Origin of the sequence: Paraburkholderia sp. CNPSo 3272 (assembly GCF_024206495.1) — a bacterium.
In the GTDB taxonomy this organism is placed as follows: Bacteria; Pseudomonadota; Gammaproteobacteria; order Burkholderiales; family Burkholderiaceae; genus Paraburkholderia.
Map to the genome: position 1 here is coordinate 218717 of NZ_JAMBPQ010000007.1, position 22044 is coordinate 240760.

The window sequence follows — 22044 nt, forward strand, 5'->3', positions numbered from 1 at the left end:
ATGGGCCGCTTCTAGCGGCCCATTTTCGTTTGGGTCGGCACCTGACGTCACTCGTCGTGCACGTCGCGATCGCGTCCGCAATTCCAGCACACGGTGAACTGCGCTTCGAGCACCTCGCCGCAGCGCGCGCAGCGCCACGTCGGCGAGCCCGGCGGCGGGCCGTTCACCGCTTCGTCGATTAGACGCCGGGCGAGCTTTTCGTCGCGCTCGTCCACGAGCCACAGTTCGGGCGCGCACTGCTCGGCCGGAATCTCGCCCATCGCGCCGCTCAGGTAGCGGTTGTGCAGCTCGCAAGGCACGCCCGCCGTCGCCAGGATGTTCATCCAGTGCTGGGCGATCAGCAGATTCGGCGCGCGCACGAGCTTGAGCATAGGGCCTTGGGGCAGGCGGCGCGTCAGCGCACGATCTGGCTGATCTCGTGCATGAGCTGCGCGTAGAGCGCCTGGCGCTCGGGCGCGATGCGGCCGCCGTCGACGGCTTCCAGAATCGCGCAACCGGGCTCGTGCAGGTGATGGCAGTTGTAGAAGCGGCAGTGCGCGAGCAGCGGCCGGAACTCGGGGAACGCGCGCTCGAGCTTGCCTTCGGTGAGGTGATAGAGGCCGAACTCCTGGAAGCCCGGCGAGTCGATCAGCGCGCCGCCCTCGGGCAGCATGTAGAGCCGCGTGAACGTCGTGGTGTGGCGGCCGCTGTTGAGCGCCGTCGAAATCTCGCGCGTAGCCGCTTCGGCGTCGGGAATCAGCAGGTTCACGAGCGTCGACTTGCCCATGCCCGACTGGCCGAGCAGGATCGTCTGATGGCCGTGCAGATGCTCGGCCAGGGTCGTGCGCGCCTCCTCGGGGCGGCCCTTCACCGACACCTCCAGCACCGTATAGCCCAGCGCGCGATAGCGTTCGAGGCGCTGGCGCGCGAGCGGCAGCGCGGCCTCTACGTCGATCTTGTTGAGCACGATGAGCGGCTTGAGGTCGTTGGCCTCGGCGGCCACGAGCGCACGCCCGAGCAGGTCCTCGCTGAAGTGCGGCTCCGTGGCGAGCACGATCAGCAACTGGTCGAGGTTCGCCGCGAAGAGCTTTGACTTGAACTGGTCGGAGCGATAGAGCAGGTTGCGCCGCTCGCCGATCGCGACGATCACGCCCTGGTCGGCGGATGTCGACTGATACTCGACGCGGTCGCCGACCGCGACCTCGCTCTTCTTGCCGCGCGGGAAGCATTGCAGGTGCGCGCCGCCGCCGTCGGGCGCGACGAGATAGTGGCGCCCGTGGGCGGCGATCACCACGCCGTGCAGCGTGGCGCCTGCAGCTTTTGCGTTGCCGGCGGCTTTGGTTGCGCGCCGGTTCATGCGTGCGCGAGCAGTCGGTCGATCCGCTGCGAAGCCGGCGGATGCGAGTAGTAGAACGCGGTATAGAGCGGGTCGGGCGTGAGCGTCGACGCGTTGTCCTCGTAGAGCTTCACGAGCGCGTTGACGAGATGCTGCGCGTCGGTTTGCGTGGCGGCGAAGGCGTCCGCCTCGAACTCGTGCTTGCGCGAGGAGAGGCTGCCAAGCGGCGTGACGAAGAACAGGAACACGGGCACGGCGAGGAAGAACAGCACGAGCGCGAGCCCTTCGTTGCCGCCGAGCAGCGACGGCCGCACGCCGAGACCCTCGTAGAACCAAACGCGCTGCGAGAGCCAGCCGAGCAGGGCGAGCAGCGCGAGGCTGATCGCGAACGTGACGACCATGCGCTTGATCACGTGCCGGCGCTTGAAGTGGCCCAGCTCGTGCGCGAGCACGGCCTCGATCTCGCTGCCGGAGAGGCGCGCGAGCAGCGTGTCGAAGAACACGATGCGCTTGGCGGCGCCAAAGCCCGTGAAATAGGCGTTGCCATGCGCGGAGCGGCGGCTGCCGTCCATCACGAACAGGCCCTTGGCCGCGAAGCCGCAGCGCTGCATGAGCGCCTCGATGCGCGAGCGCAGCGCTTCATCGCGCAGCGGTTCGAACTTGTTGAAGAGCGGCGCGATGAAGGTGGGGTAGAGCACCAGCACGAGCATCTGGAAGGCGACCCATACGGCCCACGTCCAGAGCCACCAGAGGCTGCCCGCCTGCTTCATGAGCCAGAGCACGACGAAGAGCAGCGGAATGCCGAACGCGGCGCCGATCAGGAGCCCCTTGATGCGGTCCATGATGAAGATGCGCTTCGTCATGCGATTGAAGCCGAAGCGCTCCTCGACCACGAACTGGCGGTAGTAGTCGAGCGGCAGCTCGACCACGCCGGAAATGGCGAGCACGGCGCCGATCAGCGCGATCTGGCCCACATAATCGCGACCGATCGCATCCGAGATGCCGAGATCGAGCGCCTGCACGCCGCCGAGCAGCGTGAGCGCGATCAGCACGACGGCGCCGAGCACGATCTCGATCATACCGAGGCGCGTGCGCGCGACCGTGTAGTCGGCCGCGCGCTGGTGCGCGGCGAGCGGGATGGTGGCGGTGAACTGCGCAGGCACCGCGCCGCGGTGGGCGGCGACGAAGCGGATCTGGCGCGACGCGAGCCAGAGCTTGGTCGCGACCATGGCGAGCACGCCGACGACGAACAGCACGCTGAAGTACAGCGCAGGGGAGGGGGACAGATTAGGCATCCAGGAAGTCCGTGGTATGTATGCGACAATTATATGTTCTCGCCGGCCGGGCATCGCATCCTGTCGATGCCGCGCACGCGCCGCGCTTCCAACGCTCTCCGGGTTGCCTTTCATGACTGACATTACCGCTGCCGGCGCGCCGCTCATCGAGCGCACCGACATGAACCTGATCTGGCTCGATATGGAAATGACGGGCCTCGATCCGGACAACGACCGCATCATCGAGATCGCCGTGGTGGTGACGAACTCGACGCTCGACAAGCTCGTGGAAGGCCCCGTGCTGGCCATCCATCAGCCGCAGTCGGTGCTCGATCGCATGGACGAATGGAACCGCAACACGCACGGCCGCTCGGGCCTCATCGAGCGCGTGCGCGCCTCGACCGTCACGGAAGAAACCGCGACCGAGCAAATCATGGCGTTCCTTTCGCAATACGTGCCGCCGGGCAAGTCGCCGATGTGCGGCAACTCGATCTGCCAGGACCGCCGCTTCATGGCGCGCTGGATGCCCACGCTCGAGCGCTTCTTCCACTACCGCAACCTCGACGTGAGCACGCTCAAGGAGCTTTGCCGCCGTTGGCAGCCCACCATCTACAAGGGCTTCCAGAAGCGCGCGATGCACACGGCGCTCGCCGACATCCATGAATCGATCGACGAGCTTAAGTACTACCGCGAGCACTTCCTGGTTCCGGCGCCGGGCATCGTGCCTGACATGGCGGCGGGCGAGGCCGGTCCGGCGCTCTGAGCGCCGTTGAGATACGCAGCGGCGGCGGTGCTGCCGCTGCTGCTGCACGATCGTTGAAGTTCGAGTATTAAGCGCGCGGCGCCCGCTGTGCGTTTTTAGGCCGGAACGCCGCCACGACGTTCGGGTCGGTTTCGATGTACGGGCCGCCGATCAGGTCGATGCAATACGGCACCGCAGCAAAAATACCGGCCACCTTCGCGGCGCCCTGATCGTCGCGCAAGCCTTCCAGCGTTTCCTTGATCGACTTCGGCTGCCCCGGCAGGTTGATGATGAGCGCCGCGTGGTCGTCGTTTTCGCGGATCACGGCAACCTGGCGCGACAGAATGGCCGTCGGCACGAAATTCAGGCTGATCTGGCGCATCTGCTCGCCAAAGCCCGGCATTTCCTTCGTCGCCACCGAGAGTGTCGCCTCGGGCGTCACGTCGCGGCGCGCGGGGCCGGTACCGCCCGTCGTCAATACGAGGTCGCAGCCGAGGCCGTCCACGAGCGCCGTGAGCGTCGCGGATATCGTGGCCGCGTCGTCGTGGATCAGGCGCGTTTCGGCGCGCCACGGTGTTTTCAGCGCGTTGCCGAGCCACTCCATCAGCGACGGAATGCCCTTGTCCTCGTAGACGCCGCTCGTCGCGCGGTCGCTGACCGACACGAGGCCGATCACGAGTTCGTCAGGATGGCTGCGCTCAGGCTTCGTCATCTTCGCGGTCCTCGTCGGCACGCTCGTCGTCGTGATCTTCGCTGTCGCCGGCGCCTTGGGCGCTCGCGTCCTTGATCCACTGGAACAGCTCGCGGAAGGACTTCGGCGGCTTGCCTTGCTCTTGCTCGCGGCGCGCGTTGCGGATCAGCGTGCGGCCTTCCTGCGGGTCGACGGCGGGGTGCTGGCGGATGAATTCGGTGAGCGCGGCGTCGTCCGCGAGCAGCTTGTCGCGCGTGCGCTCGATCCAGTGCAGGCGCGCCGTGGCGGCCTTGTTCACGCCGCGGTGCTCGTCGAGCTTCGTGCGCAGCGCGGCGACTTCGGCTTCGGTCAGGCCGCGCATCATGCGGCCCACATACTGGAGCTGACGGCGTTTGCCTTCGTGGTCGGTGATGCGGCGGCACTCGTGGACGGCGTCCGCGAGGTCTTCGGTCATCGGCATGCGCTTGAGCGCGTCCCTGGGCAGTTCCACGAGGGCCTCGCCGAGTTCCTGGAGCGCTTCCATGTCGCGCTTGAGCTGCGATTTGCTCGGGCGATCGTAGCCGTTGTCGTCCTGCTCGGCGACAGCGTCGTTCATCGGTTGAATGCGGGTTTTGCGTTTCATGGGGCGTATTGTAGCGTGCGCGGGCGCCCGGCTCGGGCTGTAAGGCGGCGGACGGCGGCGCCGGCAGCCAGGCGGCGAAAGCGCCTGTGATGCGTGTTCACATACCTTGCTATGATCGCGGGATGCGCTTTGCGAACGCTGCGCGTTCCGAGGCACCTGAATCGATACCAGCGAAACACGACATCAGCGGGCCGCACCGGCCCAATACCGGACCGTAACGACAATGGCAGCAGACATCGAAGCCCGGCAACGCTTTTTCCCGCACACCCAGGACGAGCTGAAGGAGATCGCCTCAGACATCCTGCGGCACGCCAGCGCGCTCGGCGCGAGCGACGCCGCGACCGAGATCTCCGAAGGCGACGGCTTGTCCGTCTCAGTGCGGCGCGGCGAGGTCGAGACGATCGAGCACAACCGCGACAAGATGGTCGGCGTGACCGTCTATATCGGCAACAAGCGCGGTAACGCGAGCACCTCGGATTTTTCGCCGCAGGCGCTCAAGGACACGGTGGCGGCCGCGTACAACATCGCGCGCTTCACCGCCGACGACGACTGCGCGGGCCTCGCCGAGCGCGATCTGCTCGAAACCGCACCGCGCGACCTCGACCTCTACCACCCGTGGAATCTCTCCGCCGACGAGGCCGTGGAAATCGCGCGCCGCGCCGAAGACGCCGCGTTCGCGGTCGACCCGCGCGTGAAGAACTCCGAAGGCGCGAGCGTGTCGGCACAGCATTCGCAGTTCGTGCTCGCCACCTCGGGCGGCTTCATGCACGGCTATCCGTACTCGCGCCACTACGTCTCGTGCGCGCCCATCGCGGGCGTCGGCCGTAACATGCAGCGCGACGACTGGTACACCTCGCGGCGCAGCGCCGCCGAGCTGGCCTCCCCGGAAGCCGTCGGGCGCTATGCGGCCGAGCGTGCGCTCTCGCGCCTGAACGCGCGCAGCCTCGACACGCGGAAGGTGCCGGTGCTGTTCGAGGCGCCGCTCGCCGCGGGTCTGCTCGGCGCGTTCGTGCAGGCGGTGAGCGGCGGCGCGCTGTATCGCAAGACGTCGTTCCTCGTCGACAGCCTCGGCAAGCCGGTGTTCGCGCCGCATATCCAGGTCGTCGAGGACCCGCATGTGCCGCGCGCGGCCGGCAGCGCGCCGTTCGACGAAGAGGGCGTGCGCACACAGCGACGCGAGGTCGTGAAGGACGGCATCGTGCAGGGCTATTTCCTGTCGTCGTATTCGGCGCGCAAGCTCGGCATGCAGACCACCGGCAATGCCGGCGGCTCGCACAACCTGCAGTTCCAGAGCTCGCTAACGAAGCCTGAGGACGACTTCGAGGAGATGCTGAATAAGCTCGGCACGGGCCTCTTGCTGACCGAGCTGATGGGGCAGGGCGTGAACTTCGTGACGGGCGACTATTCGCGCGGCGCGTCGGGCTTCTGGGTGGAGAACGGCAAGATCCAGTACCCGGTGGAGGAGATCACGGTGGCGTCCACGCTGCAGGAGATGTTCCACCACATCGTCGCCGTGGGCGCGGATACGCTCGCGCGCGGCACGCGCCAGACCGGCTCGGTGTTGATCGAGCGGATGACGGTGGCGGGGCAGTAAGCGCCTTTTAGCGCCTTCTGCGCAGGCTCGATGAAAAACGGCACGCTCTGGCGTGCCGTTTTGCTTTTGGGGGCCGCGATCCGCGCCCCCGTCGATCAATCCCGCCGCACGTACCGCACGAAAGCGAAATCGAAGTCGTTCGGCGCATTGGCATGCAGCGTCTCGCGCGACGTTTCCTGCCACACGTCGGGGTCGGGCGCGGGGAAGGTGGCGTCGCCCTCGAAGTCCGCGGAGATTTCCGTCACCACGAGTTCATGCGCGAGCCGGAGTCCTTCGCCGTACAGCTGCGCGCCGCCGATCAGGAACGCCGCGGGCGCCTGATCCTGAGCCGCGAGGGCGAGCGCCTCGTCGAGGCTCGTGGCGGTGTCGCAGCCGGGAAAGCGCTTGCCCGCGTCGCGCGTCACGACGATATTGCGGCGGCCCGGCAAGGCGCGGCCGATCGATTCGTGCGTTTTGCGGCCCATGATGATGGGCGCGCCCATGGTGGTGCGCTTGAAGAACGCGAGGTCTTCGGGGAGCCGCCAGGGCAGCGCGTTGTCGCGGCCGATCACGCCGTTGCGGGCGCGGGCGACGATGAGGGTGAGCGTCGTCATCGAAAGGGTAGGGGCGAGATTGTAAGCTGTTCGCAGTGATTCTACCTGAGCGCGCCGGGCGCCCCGGCGCGCTTCCTCGGTATTGGCTGTTTCAGTCCTGCCCGTCGGGCGGCAATTCCGCCTGGTTCTCCGCTTCGCCGCCGAAGAAGGTTTTTTCGTCGCGCAGGCCGTGCGCGCCCATCAGCCGGTAAAGCGTCACGCGCGAGATGCCGAGATCGGCCGCGGCTTCCGTGAGCCGGTGCCGGTGCCGCAGCAGCGCCGACTCGATCGCGCGCCGCTCCGCGGCCTCGCGCGCCTGCGCGAGCGTGACCGTCTGCTGCGCGGTGAACTGCGCGAGATCGAGATCCTCCGCCGAAATCAGCTTGCTTTCGGCCATCACGATTGCGCGGCGCACGCGGTTGATGAGCTCGCGCACGTTGCCAGGCCAGTTGTAGTTGTACATGGCCTCGATGGCGTCGGGCGTGAAGCCGCGGATGCGGCGCGCGCTGTCCTGTTTGAACTTGTGCAGCACGTGGTGCGCGAGGATTTCGATGTCCTTGCCGCGCGCGCGCAGGGGCGGCTCGTCCACGCGCAGTACGCACAGGCGGTGAAAGAGGTCAGCGCGAAAGCGTCCGTCGCGCATCGCCGCCTCGAGATCGACGTGCGTGGCCGAGATGATGCGCACGTCCACGGGAATCTGCTCGTGTCCGCCCAGCCGTTCGATCTTGCCTTCCTGCAAAAAGCGCAGCAGGCTTGCCTGACTCTCCAGCGGCAGGTCGCCGATTTCGTCGAGAAAGAGCGTCCCGCCGTTGGCCGATTCGACGCGCCCGATCTTGCGCTGGTTCGCGCCCGTGAATGCGCCGCGCTCGTAGCCGAACAGTTCGGATTGCAGAAGATGATGCGGGATCGCGCCGCAGTTGATCGGCACGAAGGTCGCCTTGCGCCGCGCGGAGCGCTCGTGGATCGCGAGCGCCGTGAGTTCCTTGCCGGTGCCCGATTCGCCCGAGATGAACACGGTGGCGTCGGTGTTCGCCACCTTGCGGATCGTGCGAAAGAGCTGCTGCATCGCTTCGCAGGTGCCGACCATCTCGTCTTCGTCCTGGCTCGCGGCGGCCGGCGTGTCGAGATCGCACAGCGACACCATGCCGAACGCATGGCCCACGAGGTAGTCGAGCGTCGCATGCGCGACCGGCACATGCACGTAGTCGAAGCAGTAGTGGCGGATCAGGCGCCGCACTTCGGCGTCGGTGAGGCGCGAATCGTCGGTGAGCGCGATCCATCCCATCTGCTGCAGCCGCAGGATCGTCTCGAGGCCCGCGAACTCGCGCGGCGCGAAACCCGTGAGATCGACGATGCCGGCATAGGCCGCCTCCGGCTTCACGAGGCGCGAGGCCTCGTGCACCGTGCGTGCGGTCGCGATTTCCCAGCCGCGGCTCTTGAGGTAAGCGCACAGCAGCGGGTCGGGCGTGCGCGCGACATACAGCAAGGTGCGCTCGAGACGCGCCTCGGGCTTCGCATCGCGCGCGCGGCCCACGTCGGGGACATCTCCGGCAAGCGGCGGCCCGCCCACGGCGAGACGCTGCCCGGCTCCGGCGAGCGGTGTCACAGTGGCGCCCAGATGTGAGGATTCGCGCACGATCGGCCCCATGTCATCAGAAGGTATAAGGGAAACGCACGCCGACGACGAAGTTCGGTGCATCGGGCGTGAGCCCGACGGACACCGCGCCGTTGATCGTCAGGTGCTTGTTGACCACGTGATTCAGGCCGAAGTTGAGCACCGAGGCGGTCGTCTCGCTGCCCGGCACGCCGGTCCAGGCGCCCCCCGGCGACTTGGTCTTCGACTGCGGCTCGATGGCCATGGTGTACGAAATGCTCGCCGAGTCCTTGTCCGAGAAGGCGAGCGCGACGCCGCCGCCGAACTGGATGATGTCGCCGAGCTTCACTTCGGCAGGCTCGGTTTGCCCGATCACCGAAGAGATGTCGGAGAACGAGCGCGAGATGTTGTACGTGTACGAGAAGCTGCCGAACAGCACCACGGGGTCGTAGGTCTTCAGCACCGAGAGGCCGGCCGTCACGTTCCAGAAGCCCGTGCCCGTGGGCAGCTTGCTGGGGGCGACGAGATTGGTGTTGTCGGGCGTGATCTGCTGAACCTTGATGCCGAATGGCGAGGTGCCGGTGGCGGTCTTCACGCGCAGGCTGCCGACGACATCGGGAATGTTGTTGGTTTCCTTCAGGAACTGATAGTAGATCCCGAAGTTCACGTCACCGATCGCGTTCGAATTGACCGATGCATCCGTGAGCGTGCTGGCCGAGCCGCCCGCGCCACCGACGATGAAGGTGCTGTGCCGGTAGACGTAAGGCACGTCCACGTCGATGCTCATGCGGTCGGTGAGGCCGTAGCGCGTGTCGAGGTCGGCGGTGATCGTGTGCGACTTGGTCTGCCCCAGATTGATGTTGCCGAGGAAGATCGCGTCGAGGGCAAGGAAGCCCGAAAGCTGCAGCTGGCGGCGATCGTAGTAACTGTCGCTGATGCCCCAGTCCAACGTCAGCTTGTGGTCGAAGAGCGGCGCGTGCTCGCGCTGCACGACCGCTTCTTCGGCTTGCGTGCGGGACGGCTCGGCGCTCTTTTGCGTCTCGCCCACCGTCGGGCTGCCGTTGTTGGGGTTCACGCCCGGGTTGATACCAACGGGCGCGCCCTGCTGCGGCCCGCTCGCGGCCGCGCTGCCGGTCGCGCCATTGGTCGCGCCCGCGTCGGGCGAGGGCGGATTCACGGGCACGCCCGTTGCCGTGCCGGTGAGCGCACCCGGCGCCGTCGCGCCCGGCAGCGCCTGGGCGAGCGGCGGCAGGGGCACAGGCAGACCGTCTGCGCCCGGCTGCTCGGCGACCGTCGCGTCCGACGCGGCGTCGGGCGCACCCGCGCCCGGCATGCCGCGGCCGCGTTGCGCCATTTCGAGGTTCGTCACCTGGCGCTCGAGTGACTGGATTTGCCGCTGCTGCTCGTCGACGACGCGCATGAGCGTATTCAGGCGGTCTTCGATCGACTGGCTTTGTATCGCCTGCGCGTGGGCGGATTGCGAGAGCGCGAATAGTAAAACGGCTGCTGGAATGGCGGCCAGCGACACGTGTGGCGCGGCCGACCTGGACATCATCTTCATTGTTCTTCCCCCGGGATCGAATGCGGGCGCCCGGCGGAACCCCCTGGTTCCACGCCCGCGCACGTCGATGCTCCTCATTCAAAATGCTGCTTCTCGCGCGGGTCCTTGCCCGCGTGGTGGTCTCCTTGGCTGGTACGTCTCGTTATGGGCCCTCGGTTAGTGGAGATTTCGCAGAGCCTGTAGTACGCCGGTCTGCCGGATCATTTGCGACGTCATCTGCTGCGTCTGCAGACTCAGTTGCAACTGGTTGGCGACCTGCTGGTTATTGCCTGCGACCTGGAGTAACTGGGCGATCGCGCCGGCCTGCTGCATGTTGCCTGGCACGATGTTCTGCGTGGCGATGCCCGCCGGCGTCTGCAGCGTCACATTCACGCCGTTACTGCCGAAAGAGATGCCCGCTTTTATGCTGCCGGCCGCGTTCGATGCCGACGCGCTCGACTGGTTGGCGGCGCCTGACAGATTGGCGAGCTGCGGCGCGTTGTTGTCGTAGGAGATGGTTGCGGCATTGGCGCCCGTATTGCCATTGCCGGCCACCTGGGTGATCTGCGAGACGCCGTTGATCGAGACGTTCTGGCCGCCGGTGGCCGTCGCGTTCGGGTTGGCGCCGCTGTGTGCGCCCGTGGTGCCGCCATGCGTCGGGTCGACCACGGTTGCATAGGTCTTCACCTGCGCGCTCACCTGGTTGGCCGCATTCTGGGCGACCGCGAGCGCGCCTTGCGCGACTGCGGTCGCGCCGTTTGGCAATTGCCATTGAGAAAGCAGGTTCAGAACGAACCCGGAAATCATGTCGCTGCCGGCATATTTGCCGGTCTGATGCGCGAGCACGTCGTCGCCGACGGCTTCGCAGCGGATGCCTTGCGCCTGCGCGTCGGCGTTCGAGAGAAACGCCGGCATCGGTTGCGGCAAGCCGATGCCTTCGGCCGCTAGCGCACCGCTCGAAAAAGCGCAGGCGAGCGCGCAGACGGCTGCCGCGATGCCACACTGTGAGAGGTTGCGTTTCATGATTCTTTCGACTTCAGAACATCACGGCCTTATCGAGGCCGTATTCGAAGAAGGGAGTCGCCGCCGTGCCGTTGAGCAAGGCTTGTTCACGCAGCTTGAGCGCGAGCGACTCGTTGTTCTGCAACAGCGGAGAGTCCTCCAGGAACGGCTTGCCGAGCACCGCGAAGACGAGGCCGTTCCATGTCTTCGCGAAGTCGTCTTCGGCGACGATACGGTTGCCGAGCGCGGGGTCCGCAATGAAAATGCGGCCGTTCTCGGCGTGCTTGACGATCACGAAGTGCTCATAGCCATCGATGTTCATGAGCACCAGCACGGGTATCTGCAGGTGGTAGAGCGCGTCGGTGTTGACGCGAAAACCGCGGCCGCGCAAGCCGATCGTCTCGACGAACTTCTTCATGTCGAGCATGGAGAAGCCGTTCTTGACGACCACCTCGGGCGTGGAGAACACCATCATCTCGCGGATCAGCTCAGGTTCCGGAATGTCGATGCCGTAGCCGTACCTGAGCAGTGTGGCGAGTGCGGCGGCGCCGCAGCTGTAGTCATACTGCTGGCTGACGATGCTGCGATAGCGAAGGTCGCGCATCGAGTGGACCGGCAGCTTCACCGGTACGCCGACGAGGTGGGTCGCGTCGAGCGTCGACTGCTGCGCATGCACAGGCACAAGGGCCGCGCTGGCCGAGAGCGTCAGCGCGACGACAAACATCCTTGACGCCGGGGTCGATACGGGCCCGGACATGGTGGTCTCCTGCCTTCTGATATGCGCGCCGGCTGCGGTGGACAGCCGGCGCGCGTTGCTTGCTGCGTTTTCTGCCTGGGGCGAGCCCAGTTCCTGCAGCGCTGCCAGCCGTGCTTAGTGGCCGTTGTTCATCGCGGCGATTGCCATGCCGTTGTGCTGCAGGTTGCCGATACCGCCGGCAATGTTCACGCCGATGTTGCCTTGCGCGCCGGTGAGCGTATTGGCGCCGAGGCTGGCCGTCCCCTGGAACTGGCCGGTGGCCGTCATGGCAGCGTTTTGCGAGTTGTTATCCGTCGCGACCATCGCAACCGTCGAGAAGTCCCCCTTGGTTGCCGTCGTCACGGAGCCGGCGAGGCTATTGTTCTGCGCGTTGCCGATGCCGGATGCGACGTTCACGCCGACGTTGCCCGATACGTTGGCGAGCGAGCCGTCGCCGACCGACGCGTTCAGGTTGAAGTTCTTCACGGTGGCCTTACCGCTGGAAGCTTGCGTGTTGAAGATCTGCGCGTTGCCGAACACGTTGCCCATGTCGACAGAAGCGAGCGCGACATCGTTGCTTTGCGCGTTGTTGATGCCTTCCGCGATGTTCACGCCGAGGTTGCCCGTCACGTTGGTCGCGGCGCCGCTGCCGGTGTTGGCGTCGAGCGTGCCCGCTGCCTGCGTGTTGTAGTGCTGCGTGATCGAGCCCGTGGTGTGCTCGTCGACCGTGTTGAGCGTGTCGCTCACGTTATAGCCCCAGCCGCTGTTCGAGCTCGAGCTTCTCGAGGACGAATGCTGATGCGAGTCCGAGCTCGTGCTCGACGTGCTGTACGTGTGGGCGTACGTGTCCGAAGAATTCTTCGTCTTCGAGCTCGTGCCGTTCACGCTTGCCGAAAGCGCGGCGCTGGCCGTGCCGTCGGCATGGGCCGTATTGGCCGTGGTCGAGCTGTTGCTGGTGTTCTTGTTGTTGTTCACGGCCCACGCTGCGCCGACGTTCGTCGTGTCGCTGTCGTTATGCGTGTTGGTCTTCGTGTGCGACGTGCTTTCCGAGCCGCTGAGGTTGATGCCGGCCGAGCCGTTGTGTGAGTTGCCGCTGTGCGACCACGATGCGTTGGCCTGGAGGCTGCCATTGCCGCTTTGCGACTTCGTCGACGTGTTGTTGCCTACGCTGCTGTAGCTCGTGCCGAGGGCCGCGCTGCCGGTGTCGCTATAGGTGCTGGCGGTCGTGTGGTCGTGCGTGCTGCCGTTGTCGGTCGCGACGTGATAGTCGGCGTTCACGCTTGCGTTGAACGTCTTGCCGAAGGTCGAGCTGCTCGACGAGGCCTTCGTCGTCGACGCATTGACGTCATGCGTGTGCGACGAGCTGCTCGAGGAGGACGACATGCTCGAATTGCTCGAGTTCGAATACTTGTAGAACGAGTTGTTGCCGGTGCCCGTCACGCTGGCGTTCGTGTTGTTGAACGTCGTCGTGACCTTGCCGCTCGCATAGCTTTGCGCTTGCGGAAGAAGCGTGCCGCCACCGGTCGTCTGATTGTTGTTGATGACGGCGCCGGCGGTGCTCGAAACTGACACGCAGCCGAACAGCGTGACAAAGCCTTCAATGCCGACGTATTGCGTGACGCCTGTGGCATTGAAGAGATACGCTGAATTAGCTGCGTGAGCGGAACCTACCGCCGACGCAAGAACTGCCGCTGCTATGAGGGTGCGCTTCATGATTTCGCTCCGATACTGAGTGGTCAGTTAAAAAAGAGTGCCCGCCGGGGGACGGAGCACAAAACTGTTTGCCGTAGCGTTACCGGCGCCGGCCGTCTGGTTCACCTGCACGAGGCCCGTCGCATTCCTGAATGCCGCATTGTCGATGCGTACCTCACGAATACCCCCTGCCTGGGCCGTTTGCCCATGACCGCCGTTTTGAGCAGCCGCCGCGGACAGCTCCCCGTCCGAGACCGCCACTACACCAATCGCACCACTGCTGATGAGAGCAGTGTTGCGCTGGATATTGCCCACGCCCGCCGACTGATTCACCATCATTGCGCCGTTCGTGTTCGCAAAAGCTCCTGCACCTATCGTCGCGCTCGCGCCCTTGAGTCGCGCGGTGACGCTGGCGAGCTGGTCGTCGCCGTTCACGTTGATCGACACGTTGCCGGTCGTGATCGTCAGCTGGTTGGCCTGCGCGTTGTCGACACCCGCGGTCTCGTTCACCGTGAGCGCGCCGGTCGTCGAGGTGGCGGCGCCCGGGGCGATGATCGCCGTGGCGCCGACGCTCACCTGGGCCTGCGCGGCGCTCGCGCAGGCGAGCGCGGCGCAGGCGAGCGCGGCGCAGGCGAGCGCGCTGGGAAGCGCCGTGCGAAACGTGCGTGACGTCTGGATCGAACGGCTCATTTCATGCCTCCCATGGCGCCCGTGAGTGGGCCGAGCGCGCCTGTGATAGTCGAGGAAATCGTGCCGCCGAGGCCGGCGCCGACGCCGCCGCTCGCACCGGCGCCTGCCGCCACGTTCGAGCCGGTCGCGCTGCCTGTGAGAATGCGCGTGAGCGCCTGGACGCCGGCGGTTTGCGCGCTCAATGCGCCGTTCGCATTCACGCCGCTCGAGCCGTGTGCGTTGGTGAGATCCGTGTCGGTGACGAGCGTCGCCATTGCCGGATCGAAGCTGTTCTTGGGAAAGGTCGTGGCGCGCACGAGCACCGGGTCCTGACTCTTCGGCACGTTGTCGAAGGCGCTGCGCGGCGTGACGTCACGTTCGACGATGACGTCGCCGGGGTTCGTGACCTGGGCGGTCACGCCCGCCGTGACGCTTGCGGCCAGGATGCCGCACAGGGCGGCGGCGACCTGGGCCGACCGGCGGCTGGCGCCGTGCGTCGAGTTGCGTGCTCTCATGCTGGTCTCCTCCTGGCCGGCGGCGGCGCATGGGCGCGTCGTCCGGTCCTTTTGCCCTGGCTTCGCGCATTCGCAGCGAACCGGACTCCGCGCCGCAAGCGGCACGGGTGCTATCTCATCGTTACTTTCTCGTGTAGCTCGCGAGGTTGCCCTGCGCGTTCTGGGTGGCGTCGACGGGAATCGGCAGCGGTGCAGGCGGCGCGATTTCGTCCCATAGCGTCACGTTGTTGCTGCCGCGCGTCAGTTGCGGCGTGACAGCCACCATCACCATGCCGACGGCGCCGCCGCGCTGGCGCGCAAGCGTCTGGTCGTCGAGAGAGCCGATGCCCGCGAAGACCCCGTCGTTGCCAAAGGCGACAGGGTCGGCCGGTGCGCTGGCGGCCGTGGTGCTGGCCGCGTCGGCCGGGGCCGGGGGGGCGTCGCCGGCCGGCGCGCTCACTGCGGCCGTGGCGGGAACGAGTGCCGCAGGTGTTGCAGGAACGACATCCGGGGCCGCGTTGGCGACGCTGGCAACCGCGGTTCGCGCGGCAGGCGCATCGTCGAGCGACTGTGCGCGAACGCCGGGCGAGAGGACGAGGAGGGCGGCGGGAACGAGCATGGCGGCGCATGTACTGCCGTAGCCGATGACACTGCGCCGGACCTGCTGGATGTTGAGTCGCATGGCGTATCTCCTGGTGCGAGACATTTAGCGAAACGTGTGCCATCGCCCGCAATCCATTGATACGCTTCGAACCGCACTATTTTCTGCAAGATTTGAATGGCGGATATTCGTCAAAACGTTTCAGCGCTGAAACGTGAGGCCGTTTAAAACCGTTTGGAATGCGATAGGGTTTCAAAGGAGAACGTTTGCGCGCGGGACGCTTTACGATTGAGAGAAAGGAAACATCCGTAATTATTTCTGCACTGACAAAATCGGGGAAACTGGTGGAAACACTTCCATCGGTCCCTTATCCATCCCCATTGCATAAATTCTATCCAAGTGCCACGAGGCTATAGTAAGCTTCAGACAAAGCCGTAATGCCTAAAAGAAAAAGCCCGCAACTGGGCAAGTTGACACACACGCCACAGCTCGGGGATTCACTGTCAGCAAAAGCATGCGCGTTCACTGTTTTTTCAGTACGCGAAAGTCGCTTTTTGCTGCGTGTCTGTACATTCAGGTGCGTGCCGTCATTCCCAAACGATGGTGTTGGCAAGAGGATCTGAATAATGGAACCTGCAACGCGGCAATTGGTGTACGTGACGCGAAAACCGGTCGAAGCGTTGAACGAGCGGTTCCACGAACGCGGCTGGCAGGTGGAGATCGTCGGCAACGCTCGGGACGCGCGTCGCGCCTTCCGCGCGGGTATGCCTGCGGGCGGCCTGCTCGATCTCTCAAGCGAATTCCATCTGCATGAAATCGGCTCGTTCGAACCGTGCCTCACGCTGCCCAACGTCGGCTGGGTCGCGGCGACCACGACGGGGCAGCTGCAGGACGCAACGCTGCGCCGTCTGGTGCGCGATTACTGTTTCGATTACGTAACGGTCCCCTGGAACGGCGACCGCATCGTCGATTCCGTCGGCCACGCGTATGGCATGGTTTCGCTCGGCGAAGTCGCCTCGAACGACACCACGGGCGGCACCGAAGGCGAAATGGTCGGCTCGTGCGAGGCGATGCTGGCGCTGTTCCGCTCGATCCGCAAGGTCGCGCTGACCGATGCGCCGGTGTTCATCTCGGGCGAGTCGGGCACGGGCAAGGAACTCACGGCCGTCGCGATCCACGAGCGCTCGGCGCGCCGTAGCGCGCCGTTCGTGCCGATCAACTGCGGCGCCATTCCCCCGCATCTGCTGCAATCCGAGCTGTTCGGCTACGAACGCGGCGCGTTCACGGGCGCGAGCCAGCGCAAGGTCGGCCGGGTCGAATCGGCCAACGGCGGCACGCTCTTTCTCGACGAAATCGGCGACCTGCCCATGGAAAGCCAGGCGAGCCTGCTGCGCTTCCTGCAGGAAGGCAAGATCGAGCGCCTGGGCGGTCATCAGTCGATTCCCGTTGACGTGCGCATCATCTCGGCCACTCACGTCGACATGCGCGCGGCGATGGTGGAGGGGCGCTTTCGCCAGGACTTGTATCACCGCCTGTGCGTGCTGCAGATCGACGAGCCGCCGCTGCGCGCGCGCGGCAAGGACATCGAGTTGCTCGCGCGGCACATGCTCGAGCGCTTCAAGAAGGACGGCAGCCGGCGCCTGCGCGGCTTTTCGCCCGACGCCATCGCCGCTCTGCACAACTACAGCTGGCCCGGCAACGTGCGCGAGCTGATCAACCGCGTGCGGCGCGCCATCGTGATGTCGGAGGGCCGCGCGATCACGGCGCGCGATCTCGAGCTCGGCGACTATGTCGAGGTGGTGCCGGTCTCGCTCGCCCAGGCGCGCGAAGCCGCCGAGCGCCAGGCCATCGAACTCGCGCTGTTGCGCCACCGCGGCCGCCTGGGCGACGCCGCCCAGGAACTCGGCATCTCGCGCGTGACGCTGTACCGGCTCTTGTGCGCGCATGGCATGCGCCATATGGAAAGCGAGCCGCTCGCGCCGCATCCGGGCGGCCTGGCTTCGGGCGGTTGAGGTTGATCGCGGTTGACTAGCGTTGATTGAGGCGAGCGGCGCTTTCGCGTTCCGCGCATTGGCCGCGGGCCGGCGCTTCTGACGGCCATCCCCGTGGCGTTTCGACTCGCCGCGCCTGCTGCGCCGCGGGCATGTCTTTGGGCTCGCCATAGCCCGTCCTGTGGGCATTCCACCCTTGTCCCCCGTTGCGTGACGGGCTCGCACTTTCGGCGCGGCCGACCCGCAACGCGCGCGCCGGGTAAAATCCCTCTTTTCCATCCTGAATCCGAACCGGGCGCCACCTGCCCGATGAGGGAACCGCGCATGAAACAGTACCTCGAGCTCGTCCGCTCGATTCTCGACACCGGCACCTGGCAGGAAAACCGCACCGGCATCCGCACGATCAGCCAGCCGGGCGCCATGCTGCGCTTCGACCTGCAGGAGGGCTTTCCCGCAGTGACGACGAAGAAGCTGGCGTTCAAGTCGGCCGTGGGCGAGCTGATCGGATTTTTGCGCGCCTCGCGCAGCGCAGCCGACTTCCGGGCGCTGGGTTGCAAGGTCTGGGACGCCAATGCGAACGAGAACGCCCAGTGGCTCGCCAACCCGTACCGCGAGGGCACGGACGACCTGGGCGACGTGTACGGCGTGCAATGGCGGCGCTGGCCTGCTTACAAGGTGCTCGACGGCGACGCCGCCGCACAGCTCGCCGACGCGCAGTCGCGCGGCTATGCGCGCGTGGCAGAATTTACCGAGGATGGCCGCTCCAAGGTGCTGCTCTACAAGGCGGTGGACCAGCTGCGTCAGTGCCTCGATACGATCATGAGCAACCCCACCGATCGGCGAATTTTGTTTCATGGCTGGAATCCGGCCGTGCTCGAAGAGATCGCGCTGCCGGCTTGCCACCTGCTGTACCAGTTCCTGCCGAACCCGACGAAGCGCGAAATTTCGCTGTGCCTCTATATCCGCAGCAACGATGTGGGCCTCGGCACGCCGTTCAACCTGACCGAAGGCGCGGTGCTGCTGCACCTCGTGGGCCGGCTGACGGGCTACACGCCGCGCTGGTTCACGTACTTCATCGGCGATGCGCATATCTACGAGAACCAGCTCGATATGCTCAACGAGCAGTTGCGCCGTGAGCCTTACGCGAGCCCGCGTCTGGCCATCTCCGAGCGCGTGCCCGAGTACGCGAAGACGGGCGTCTACGAGCCTCAGTGGCTCGAAAAGGTCGAGCCGTCCGACTTCTCACTCGTCGATTACCGGCACCACGAGCCGCTGACCGCGCCGATGGCGGTGTGAGGCGCTTGCATTTGCGTGAGTGGCCGGTATGACCGGGCCATGAAAAAAGCCCGCGAACGGCGACGTTCGCGGGCTTTTTCGTTGGCGGCGCGACGATCAGCCGTGGTGGTGATCGTCGTGATTGCCCCCGCTTGCGCGCTCTTGCGGATGAGGCGCGGGCTGCGGCTGCGGACGCGGTTGGGGCTGCGGCTGCGGGCGGGCCTCCGCGTGCTGCTGCGGCTGGGGCTGGGGCTGCGGATGGAATTCCGGGCGCGGCTGCGGTTGCGGCTGCGGACGGGCTTCCGCGCGCTGCTGCGGTTGAGGCTGCGGATGGAATTCCTGACGCGGCTGGGGTTGCGGCTGCGGCTGCGGACGGACCTCGGCGCGCTGCTGCGGCTGGGGCTGCGGACGGACCTCAGCACGCTGTTGCGGTTGCGGCTGCGCTTGCGCCTGCGGATGAAACTCGGGGCGCGCCGCGGGCTGCTGCGCCTGCCGCGCCTCCGCTTGCGGCTGCATCTGCTGGCCGTGCTGCGCCGCGGCTGGCTCGGGCATCCGTTGCTGCGCTTGCGGCTGGCCACGCGCCGCGTCACGCTGCTCCTGCATCGCGACGGCGGGCGGTCTGCCTGCCTCGTTGCCGCCCGGCTGGCCTCGTGTGGCCATCGGCGCGTGCGGCTGCGTCCAGGCCGGTTGATGCGCTTCGCCGCGCGCCGCGTTGGCCGCGTTCATCGCTCCCGGGCCGGGCTGACCGGCTGCGGGCGCGCCGCCTTCGGGACGGCCCGCAAACTGCGGCGGACGCGGCACGCCATGTTCCTGCGCGGCAGAGGGCGGCACGCCCGGCTGGCCATGCTCGGGGCCGCGCGGCATGGCGTTGCCAACCGCGGCGCCCGGTTGGGGCGCGCCGCCAGGCATACCCGGACCGCCGCCTTGCGCCTGCGGGGCCGACGGCCTGCCCGTCGTGCCAAGCACCGGTGAATGCGGCGCCACGACACGCACATTCTGTGCAGGCCACGCGCCGTGGGCCGCCGGAGCGAACGGCGAGGACGGCGCATGCGACGGCGCCGAGACGCGCACCACGGGCGCGCCCGCACCCGGCACCGTGCCGCCGGCGTGGGCGAAGCGCTGCGCCAGGTTGTCGTGGAACGCGGGCGGCGCGACCGGCGCGCGCGTGGCCACGACCTGGCGCTGATTGAGCGCTGCGGGCGGCCGGTAGTCGGCGCGGCGCATGTTGGGTCCGAAACTGCCCTTCACAGGCGCGATGCCGGGCGTGCCCGGGTCGATACGCGCGTTGCGCCATTGCTGCGGATCGACATGTTGCGCGAACCGCGAAACCGGCTGACCGTGGACGAACGCCGTGGCCGGCACCGCCGTCACCGCACCCGGCGCGCGATAGTTCACGTAGGTGTTGTGGACGTTGATATTCGTGATGTTGACGTCGCGCCGGTAGTTGTTGACGACGACAGTCTGGTTCACGCGTTCGTAGTAGTGCGGGCTCCAGCCGCCCCAGTGCGGATGCCACGGCTCGCCCGGCCCGAGCGCGAACCACGCGACGCCCGCGGCAGCGACGCCGCCGACTGCGAGGTTGACGCCCCAGTCCGTGCCGCCGTCGCCGCCGCCCACGAACGCAACCAGCGCCGGCGCATACACGGGAGGCGCGCTCTCGACGATCGGCCCGGGCACCCACGCCCACGAATCGTCGACGTAAGCCCAGCGCCCGTAGTGGTACGGCGCGAAGCCCCAAGGCGCGTCATCGACCCACGTCCAGCCCCATGGCGCCTGCCACACCCAGTGGCCGTCGTGATACGGCGCCCAGCCGGTGGGCACCGAGTTCGGCGTCCAGACTTCGCCGTACTGCGGATCGTTGCGCCACGTGCCGTTGTTGTCGAGGTCCTGGTAGCCCGGGACGTCGCGCGAGACATAGCGCGCCGAGACCGAGCGCTCCTCGGCAGCGTCGCGCGCGAGCGCCCACTGGTCGAAGGCGTCCGGCGGCGGTGCCTGGTCGCTTGCCACCTGCTGCAGGTCGGTGCCGGCGAAGCGGATCTGCTGGCCGGCCGTCATCGGCGTCTGACCGTTTTCGCCGTACACGGTCACGCTTCCGCTGCGCACGGTGACGGTCGTGCTGCTGCCGTCGGGCGCCACGTCCACGCGATAGTCGCCGGGGCTCGTCACGCCGAGTGCGAGGTTCGGCGTGTCGATTTCATAAGAGCTGCCGGGCGGCACTTCGCGCACACGCGTCGAGAGCGTGCCCTGGGCGACCTTGAGCTGCGCGGTTTGATCGTCGAGATTGAGGACATCGAGGCTCGTTTGCGCGCCGAGACGCACCGCCGTCGAGCCGATGTGTAGTTCGGAGCGCCCATTGGAGTCGTTCCAGAGCTGGTCGCCGGTCGTGAGAGGGCGGTTGAGCTGCGCGTACGACCAGTCGCTCGCGCCGGCCGGCTCGGTGGTCACGGCGCCGGCCATGTAGTCCAGACGCGCGACGCGGCTCGGCGGGTCGCCGCCGGTGGCGGCGGGGGCGGTCGCGGCGTCGGGCGGCGCCGCCTGCGCGAAGACCGCGGGCGCGGCGGCGAGGTTCAGCGCCGCGAGCGCGGCGAGCGCAAACAGCGTGCGGCGCGAAGTGCGCCGAAACTGGGTGATCGTAGGTGTGCGCGTCATCATCGTTGTTCTCCTGTCGATGGGATTTGGCGCTTATGCCGCAGCGTTTAGCGCCATCCCATGCAGGGCACTGTATCCGGCGGGCTTGTTTCCATGCTCACGGATTTGTTAAGGCTTATGCACCAGATGTAACAGAACGTGTGAGCGCACGTGAAACGCGCATTTTTGCCCGTGAAACCGGCGATTTTGTCGGATATTTGTCAGTGAATTCGGCGCGCGCACGCGGTGCCTCAAGCGCCGGCGATTGCGTCGAACTCGCGCTGTCCCCTGGGCGTGATGCGCAACACGCGCGGGCGGCTCGTGCGCTCGATCCAGCCGCCCTGCGTCCACGAATCGAGCAGCGCCGCCCCGAGTGCGCCGCCCAGATGCGGCCTGCGCTCGCTCCAGTCGAGGCAGGTGCACGCGAAGCGCCGCCGCCGCGCGCGCAGCGCCGCCACGTCCACGCCCCAGGCCGCGAGACGCGCCGCGCCCTCGGGCGTGGCTTCGAGGGTGTCGCCGTCCCGCACCAGCAGGCCGCCGTCCACGAGGTGCTCGAACACCTGTACGGCCACTTCGCCGGCCATGTGGTCGTAGCAGGTGCGCGCATGGCGCATCTCGAGCGGCACCGTACGCACGGGGCGCGCCGCCGGGCGCTGCGAGGTGACGGCGTTGGAGACCTGCGCTACGTTCATGAGCGCCTCGATCGCCGCGGCGATCTCGGGGTTGGCGATGCGGTAGTAGCGGTGGCGGCCGCGCACGTCGAGCGCGAGCAGCCCGCCATCGGTCAAGCGCGCGAGGTGACCGCTCGCCGCGGAAGGCGAAAGGCCCGCGATCATCGTGAGTTCCCCTGCGGGCCGCGCGCTGCCGTCCATCAGCGCCCACAGCATGGCGGCGCGGCCCGGATCGGCGAGCAGTGCGGCAACGCGCGCGAGGCCCGGGAAGTGGCTCGATTCGTCGGTGGCGGACAGGTTCATGGCGGCTCCTTCGTGGTTTGCGATGGCGGCTGACGTCG

20 protein-coding genes are annotated in these 22044 nt (G+C 66.9%); 4 read left to right on the forward strand and 16 right to left on the reverse strand.

The genetic code is table 11. The features are described 5' to 3' along the window. Positions 1 to 47: 47 nt before the first annotated feature. The 3 genes from M3I53_RS12030 to M3I53_RS12040 are packed head-to-tail and all read right to left on the reverse strand — an operon-like array spanning position 48 to position 2610. Positions 48 to 371 carry a DUF2007 domain-containing protein gene (locus tag M3I53_RS12030; protein WP_254316144.1) on the reverse strand — a complete coding sequence of 108 codons (324 nt, stop codon included), beginning with the start codon at positions 369 to 371 and terminating at the stop codon, positions 48 to 50. A 23-nt stretch (positions 372 to 394) separates the two neighbouring features. Continuing rightward, positions 395 to 1336 carry a ribosome small subunit-dependent GTPase A gene (gene rsgA / locus M3I53_RS12035; RefSeq protein ID WP_254316145.1) on the reverse strand — a complete coding sequence of 314 codons (942 nt, stop codon included), beginning with the start codon at positions 1334 to 1336 and terminating at the stop codon, positions 395 to 397. Further along, complete coding sequence (locus M3I53_RS12040) at positions 1333 to 2610, reverse strand: M48 family metallopeptidase (RefSeq protein WP_133183675.1); 1278 nt, start codon at positions 2608 to 2610, stop codon at positions 1333 to 1335. Before M3I53_RS12040 ends, rsgA begins: the two co-directional genes overlap by 4 nt. A 112-nt stretch (positions 2611 to 2722) precedes the next feature. Between M3I53_RS12040 and orn the strand changes: the two genes are divergently transcribed. Further along, complete coding sequence (gene orn, locus M3I53_RS12045) at positions 2723 to 3352, forward strand: oligoribonuclease (RefSeq protein ID WP_254316146.1); 630 nt, start codon at positions 2723 to 2725, stop codon at positions 3350 to 3352. 67 nt (positions 3353 to 3419) lie between these two features. Here orn and mog read toward each other — a convergent pair whose 3' ends face one another. Together mog and yjgA are read right to left on the reverse strand one after the other, a co-directional pair. After that, positions 3420 to 4043 carry a molybdopterin adenylyltransferase gene (gene mog / locus M3I53_RS12050; RefSeq protein ID WP_254316147.1) on the reverse strand — a complete coding sequence of 208 codons (624 nt, stop codon included), beginning with the start codon at positions 4041 to 4043 and terminating at the stop codon, positions 3420 to 3422. Further along, the gene (gene yjgA / locus M3I53_RS12055) at positions 4030 to 4644 is read right to left on the reverse strand and encodes a ribosome biogenesis factor YjgA (protein WP_302057651.1); all 615 of its coding nucleotides are present in this window, start codon (positions 4642 to 4644) and stop codon (positions 4030 to 4032) included. Before yjgA ends, mog begins: the two co-directional genes overlap by 14 nt. Before the next feature lie 223 nt (positions 4645 to 4867). Between yjgA and pmbA the strand changes: the two genes are divergently transcribed. Further along, complete coding sequence (gene pmbA, locus M3I53_RS12060; protein WP_254316148.1) at positions 4868 to 6238, forward strand: metalloprotease PmbA; 1371 nt, start codon at positions 4868 to 4870, stop codon at positions 6236 to 6238. Positions 6239 to 6333: 95 nt separating this feature from the next. On the opposite strand, the gene M3I53_RS12065 is transcribed toward pmbA, so the two are convergent. The 9 genes from M3I53_RS12065 to M3I53_RS12105 all read right to left on the reverse strand — a co-directional run bounded on the left by M3I53_RS12065 (position 6334) and on the right by M3I53_RS12105 (position 15219). Then, complete coding sequence (locus M3I53_RS12065) at positions 6334 to 6831, reverse strand: dihydrofolate reductase (protein WP_254316149.1); 498 nt, start codon at positions 6829 to 6831, stop codon at positions 6334 to 6336. A gap of 91 nt (positions 6832 to 6922) precedes the next feature. Then, the gene (locus M3I53_RS12070; RefSeq protein WP_375542510.1) at positions 6923 to 8344 is read right to left on the reverse strand and encodes a sigma 54-interacting transcriptional regulator; all 1422 of its coding nucleotides are present in this window, start codon (positions 8342 to 8344) and stop codon (positions 6923 to 6925) included. Positions 8345 to 8462: 118 nt separating this feature from the next. Further along, on the reverse strand, positions 8463 to 9965 hold the full coding sequence (locus M3I53_RS12075; protein ID WP_254316151.1) for a hypothetical protein: 1503 nt from the start codon (positions 9963 to 9965) through the stop codon (positions 8463 to 8465). Positions 9966 to 10121: 156 nt separating this feature from the next. Beyond that, positions 10122 to 10967 (reverse strand): peptidase C39, encoded by an 846-nt coding sequence (locus M3I53_RS12080; protein WP_254316152.1) that lies wholly within the window; start codon positions 10965 to 10967, stop codon positions 10122 to 10124. Positions 10968 to 10980: 13 nt separating this feature from the next. Further along, positions 10981 to 11703 (reverse strand): C39 family peptidase, encoded by a 723-nt coding sequence (locus tag M3I53_RS12085; RefSeq protein WP_375542502.1) that lies wholly within the window; start codon positions 11701 to 11703, stop codon positions 10981 to 10983. A gap of 114 nt (positions 11704 to 11817) precedes the next feature. After that, positions 11818 to 13395: a cell wall anchor protein gene (locus tag M3I53_RS12090; RefSeq protein ID WP_254316153.1), complete on the reverse strand. Its 1578-nt coding sequence runs from the start codon at positions 13393 to 13395 to the stop codon at positions 11818 to 11820. A 27-nt stretch (positions 13396 to 13422) separates the two neighbouring features. Next, positions 13423 to 14064 carry a hypothetical protein gene (locus M3I53_RS12095; protein ID WP_254316154.1) on the reverse strand — a complete coding sequence of 214 codons (642 nt, stop codon included), beginning with the start codon at positions 14062 to 14064 and terminating at the stop codon, positions 13423 to 13425. Beyond that, positions 14061 to 14558, reverse strand: coding sequence for a hypothetical protein (locus M3I53_RS12100; RefSeq protein WP_254316155.1), 498 nt, complete (start codon positions 14556 to 14558; stop codon positions 14061 to 14063). The genes M3I53_RS12095 and M3I53_RS12100 overlap by 4 nt, the downstream gene beginning before the upstream one ends. 121 nt (positions 14559 to 14679) lie before the next feature. After that, positions 14680 to 15219, reverse strand: a complete 540-nt coding sequence (locus tag M3I53_RS12105; protein WP_254316156.1) for a hypothetical protein — start codon at positions 15217 to 15219, stop codon at positions 14680 to 14682. Positions 15220 to 15764: 545 nt separating this feature from the next. Between M3I53_RS12105 and M3I53_RS12110 the strand changes: the two genes are divergently transcribed. Together M3I53_RS12110 and M3I53_RS12115 are read left to right on the forward strand one after the other, a co-directional pair. Continuing rightward, positions 15765 to 17150 (forward strand): sigma-54 dependent transcriptional regulator, encoded by a 1386-nt coding sequence (locus M3I53_RS12110; RefSeq protein ID WP_254316157.1) that lies wholly within the window; start codon positions 15765 to 15767, stop codon positions 17148 to 17150. 303 nt (positions 17151 to 17453) lie between these two features. Then, positions 17454 to 18425 carry a thymidylate synthase gene (locus M3I53_RS12115; protein ID WP_254316158.1) on the forward strand — a complete coding sequence of 324 codons (972 nt, stop codon included), beginning with the start codon at positions 17454 to 17456 and terminating at the stop codon, positions 18423 to 18425. Between the two features lie 96 nt (positions 18426 to 18521). Here M3I53_RS12115 and M3I53_RS12120 read toward each other — a convergent pair whose 3' ends face one another. Together M3I53_RS12120 and M3I53_RS12125 are read right to left on the reverse strand one after the other, a co-directional pair. Further along, positions 18522 to 21056 carry a DUF6600 domain-containing protein gene (locus M3I53_RS12120; RefSeq protein WP_254316159.1) on the reverse strand — a complete coding sequence of 845 codons (2535 nt, stop codon included), beginning with the start codon at positions 21054 to 21056 and terminating at the stop codon, positions 18522 to 18524. 227 nt (positions 21057 to 21283) lie between these two features. Beyond that, positions 21284 to 22000: a helix-turn-helix transcriptional regulator gene (locus M3I53_RS12125; protein WP_254316216.1), complete on the reverse strand. Its 717-nt coding sequence runs from the start codon at positions 21998 to 22000 to the stop codon at positions 21284 to 21286. Positions 22001 to 22044 lie beyond the last annotated feature (44 nt).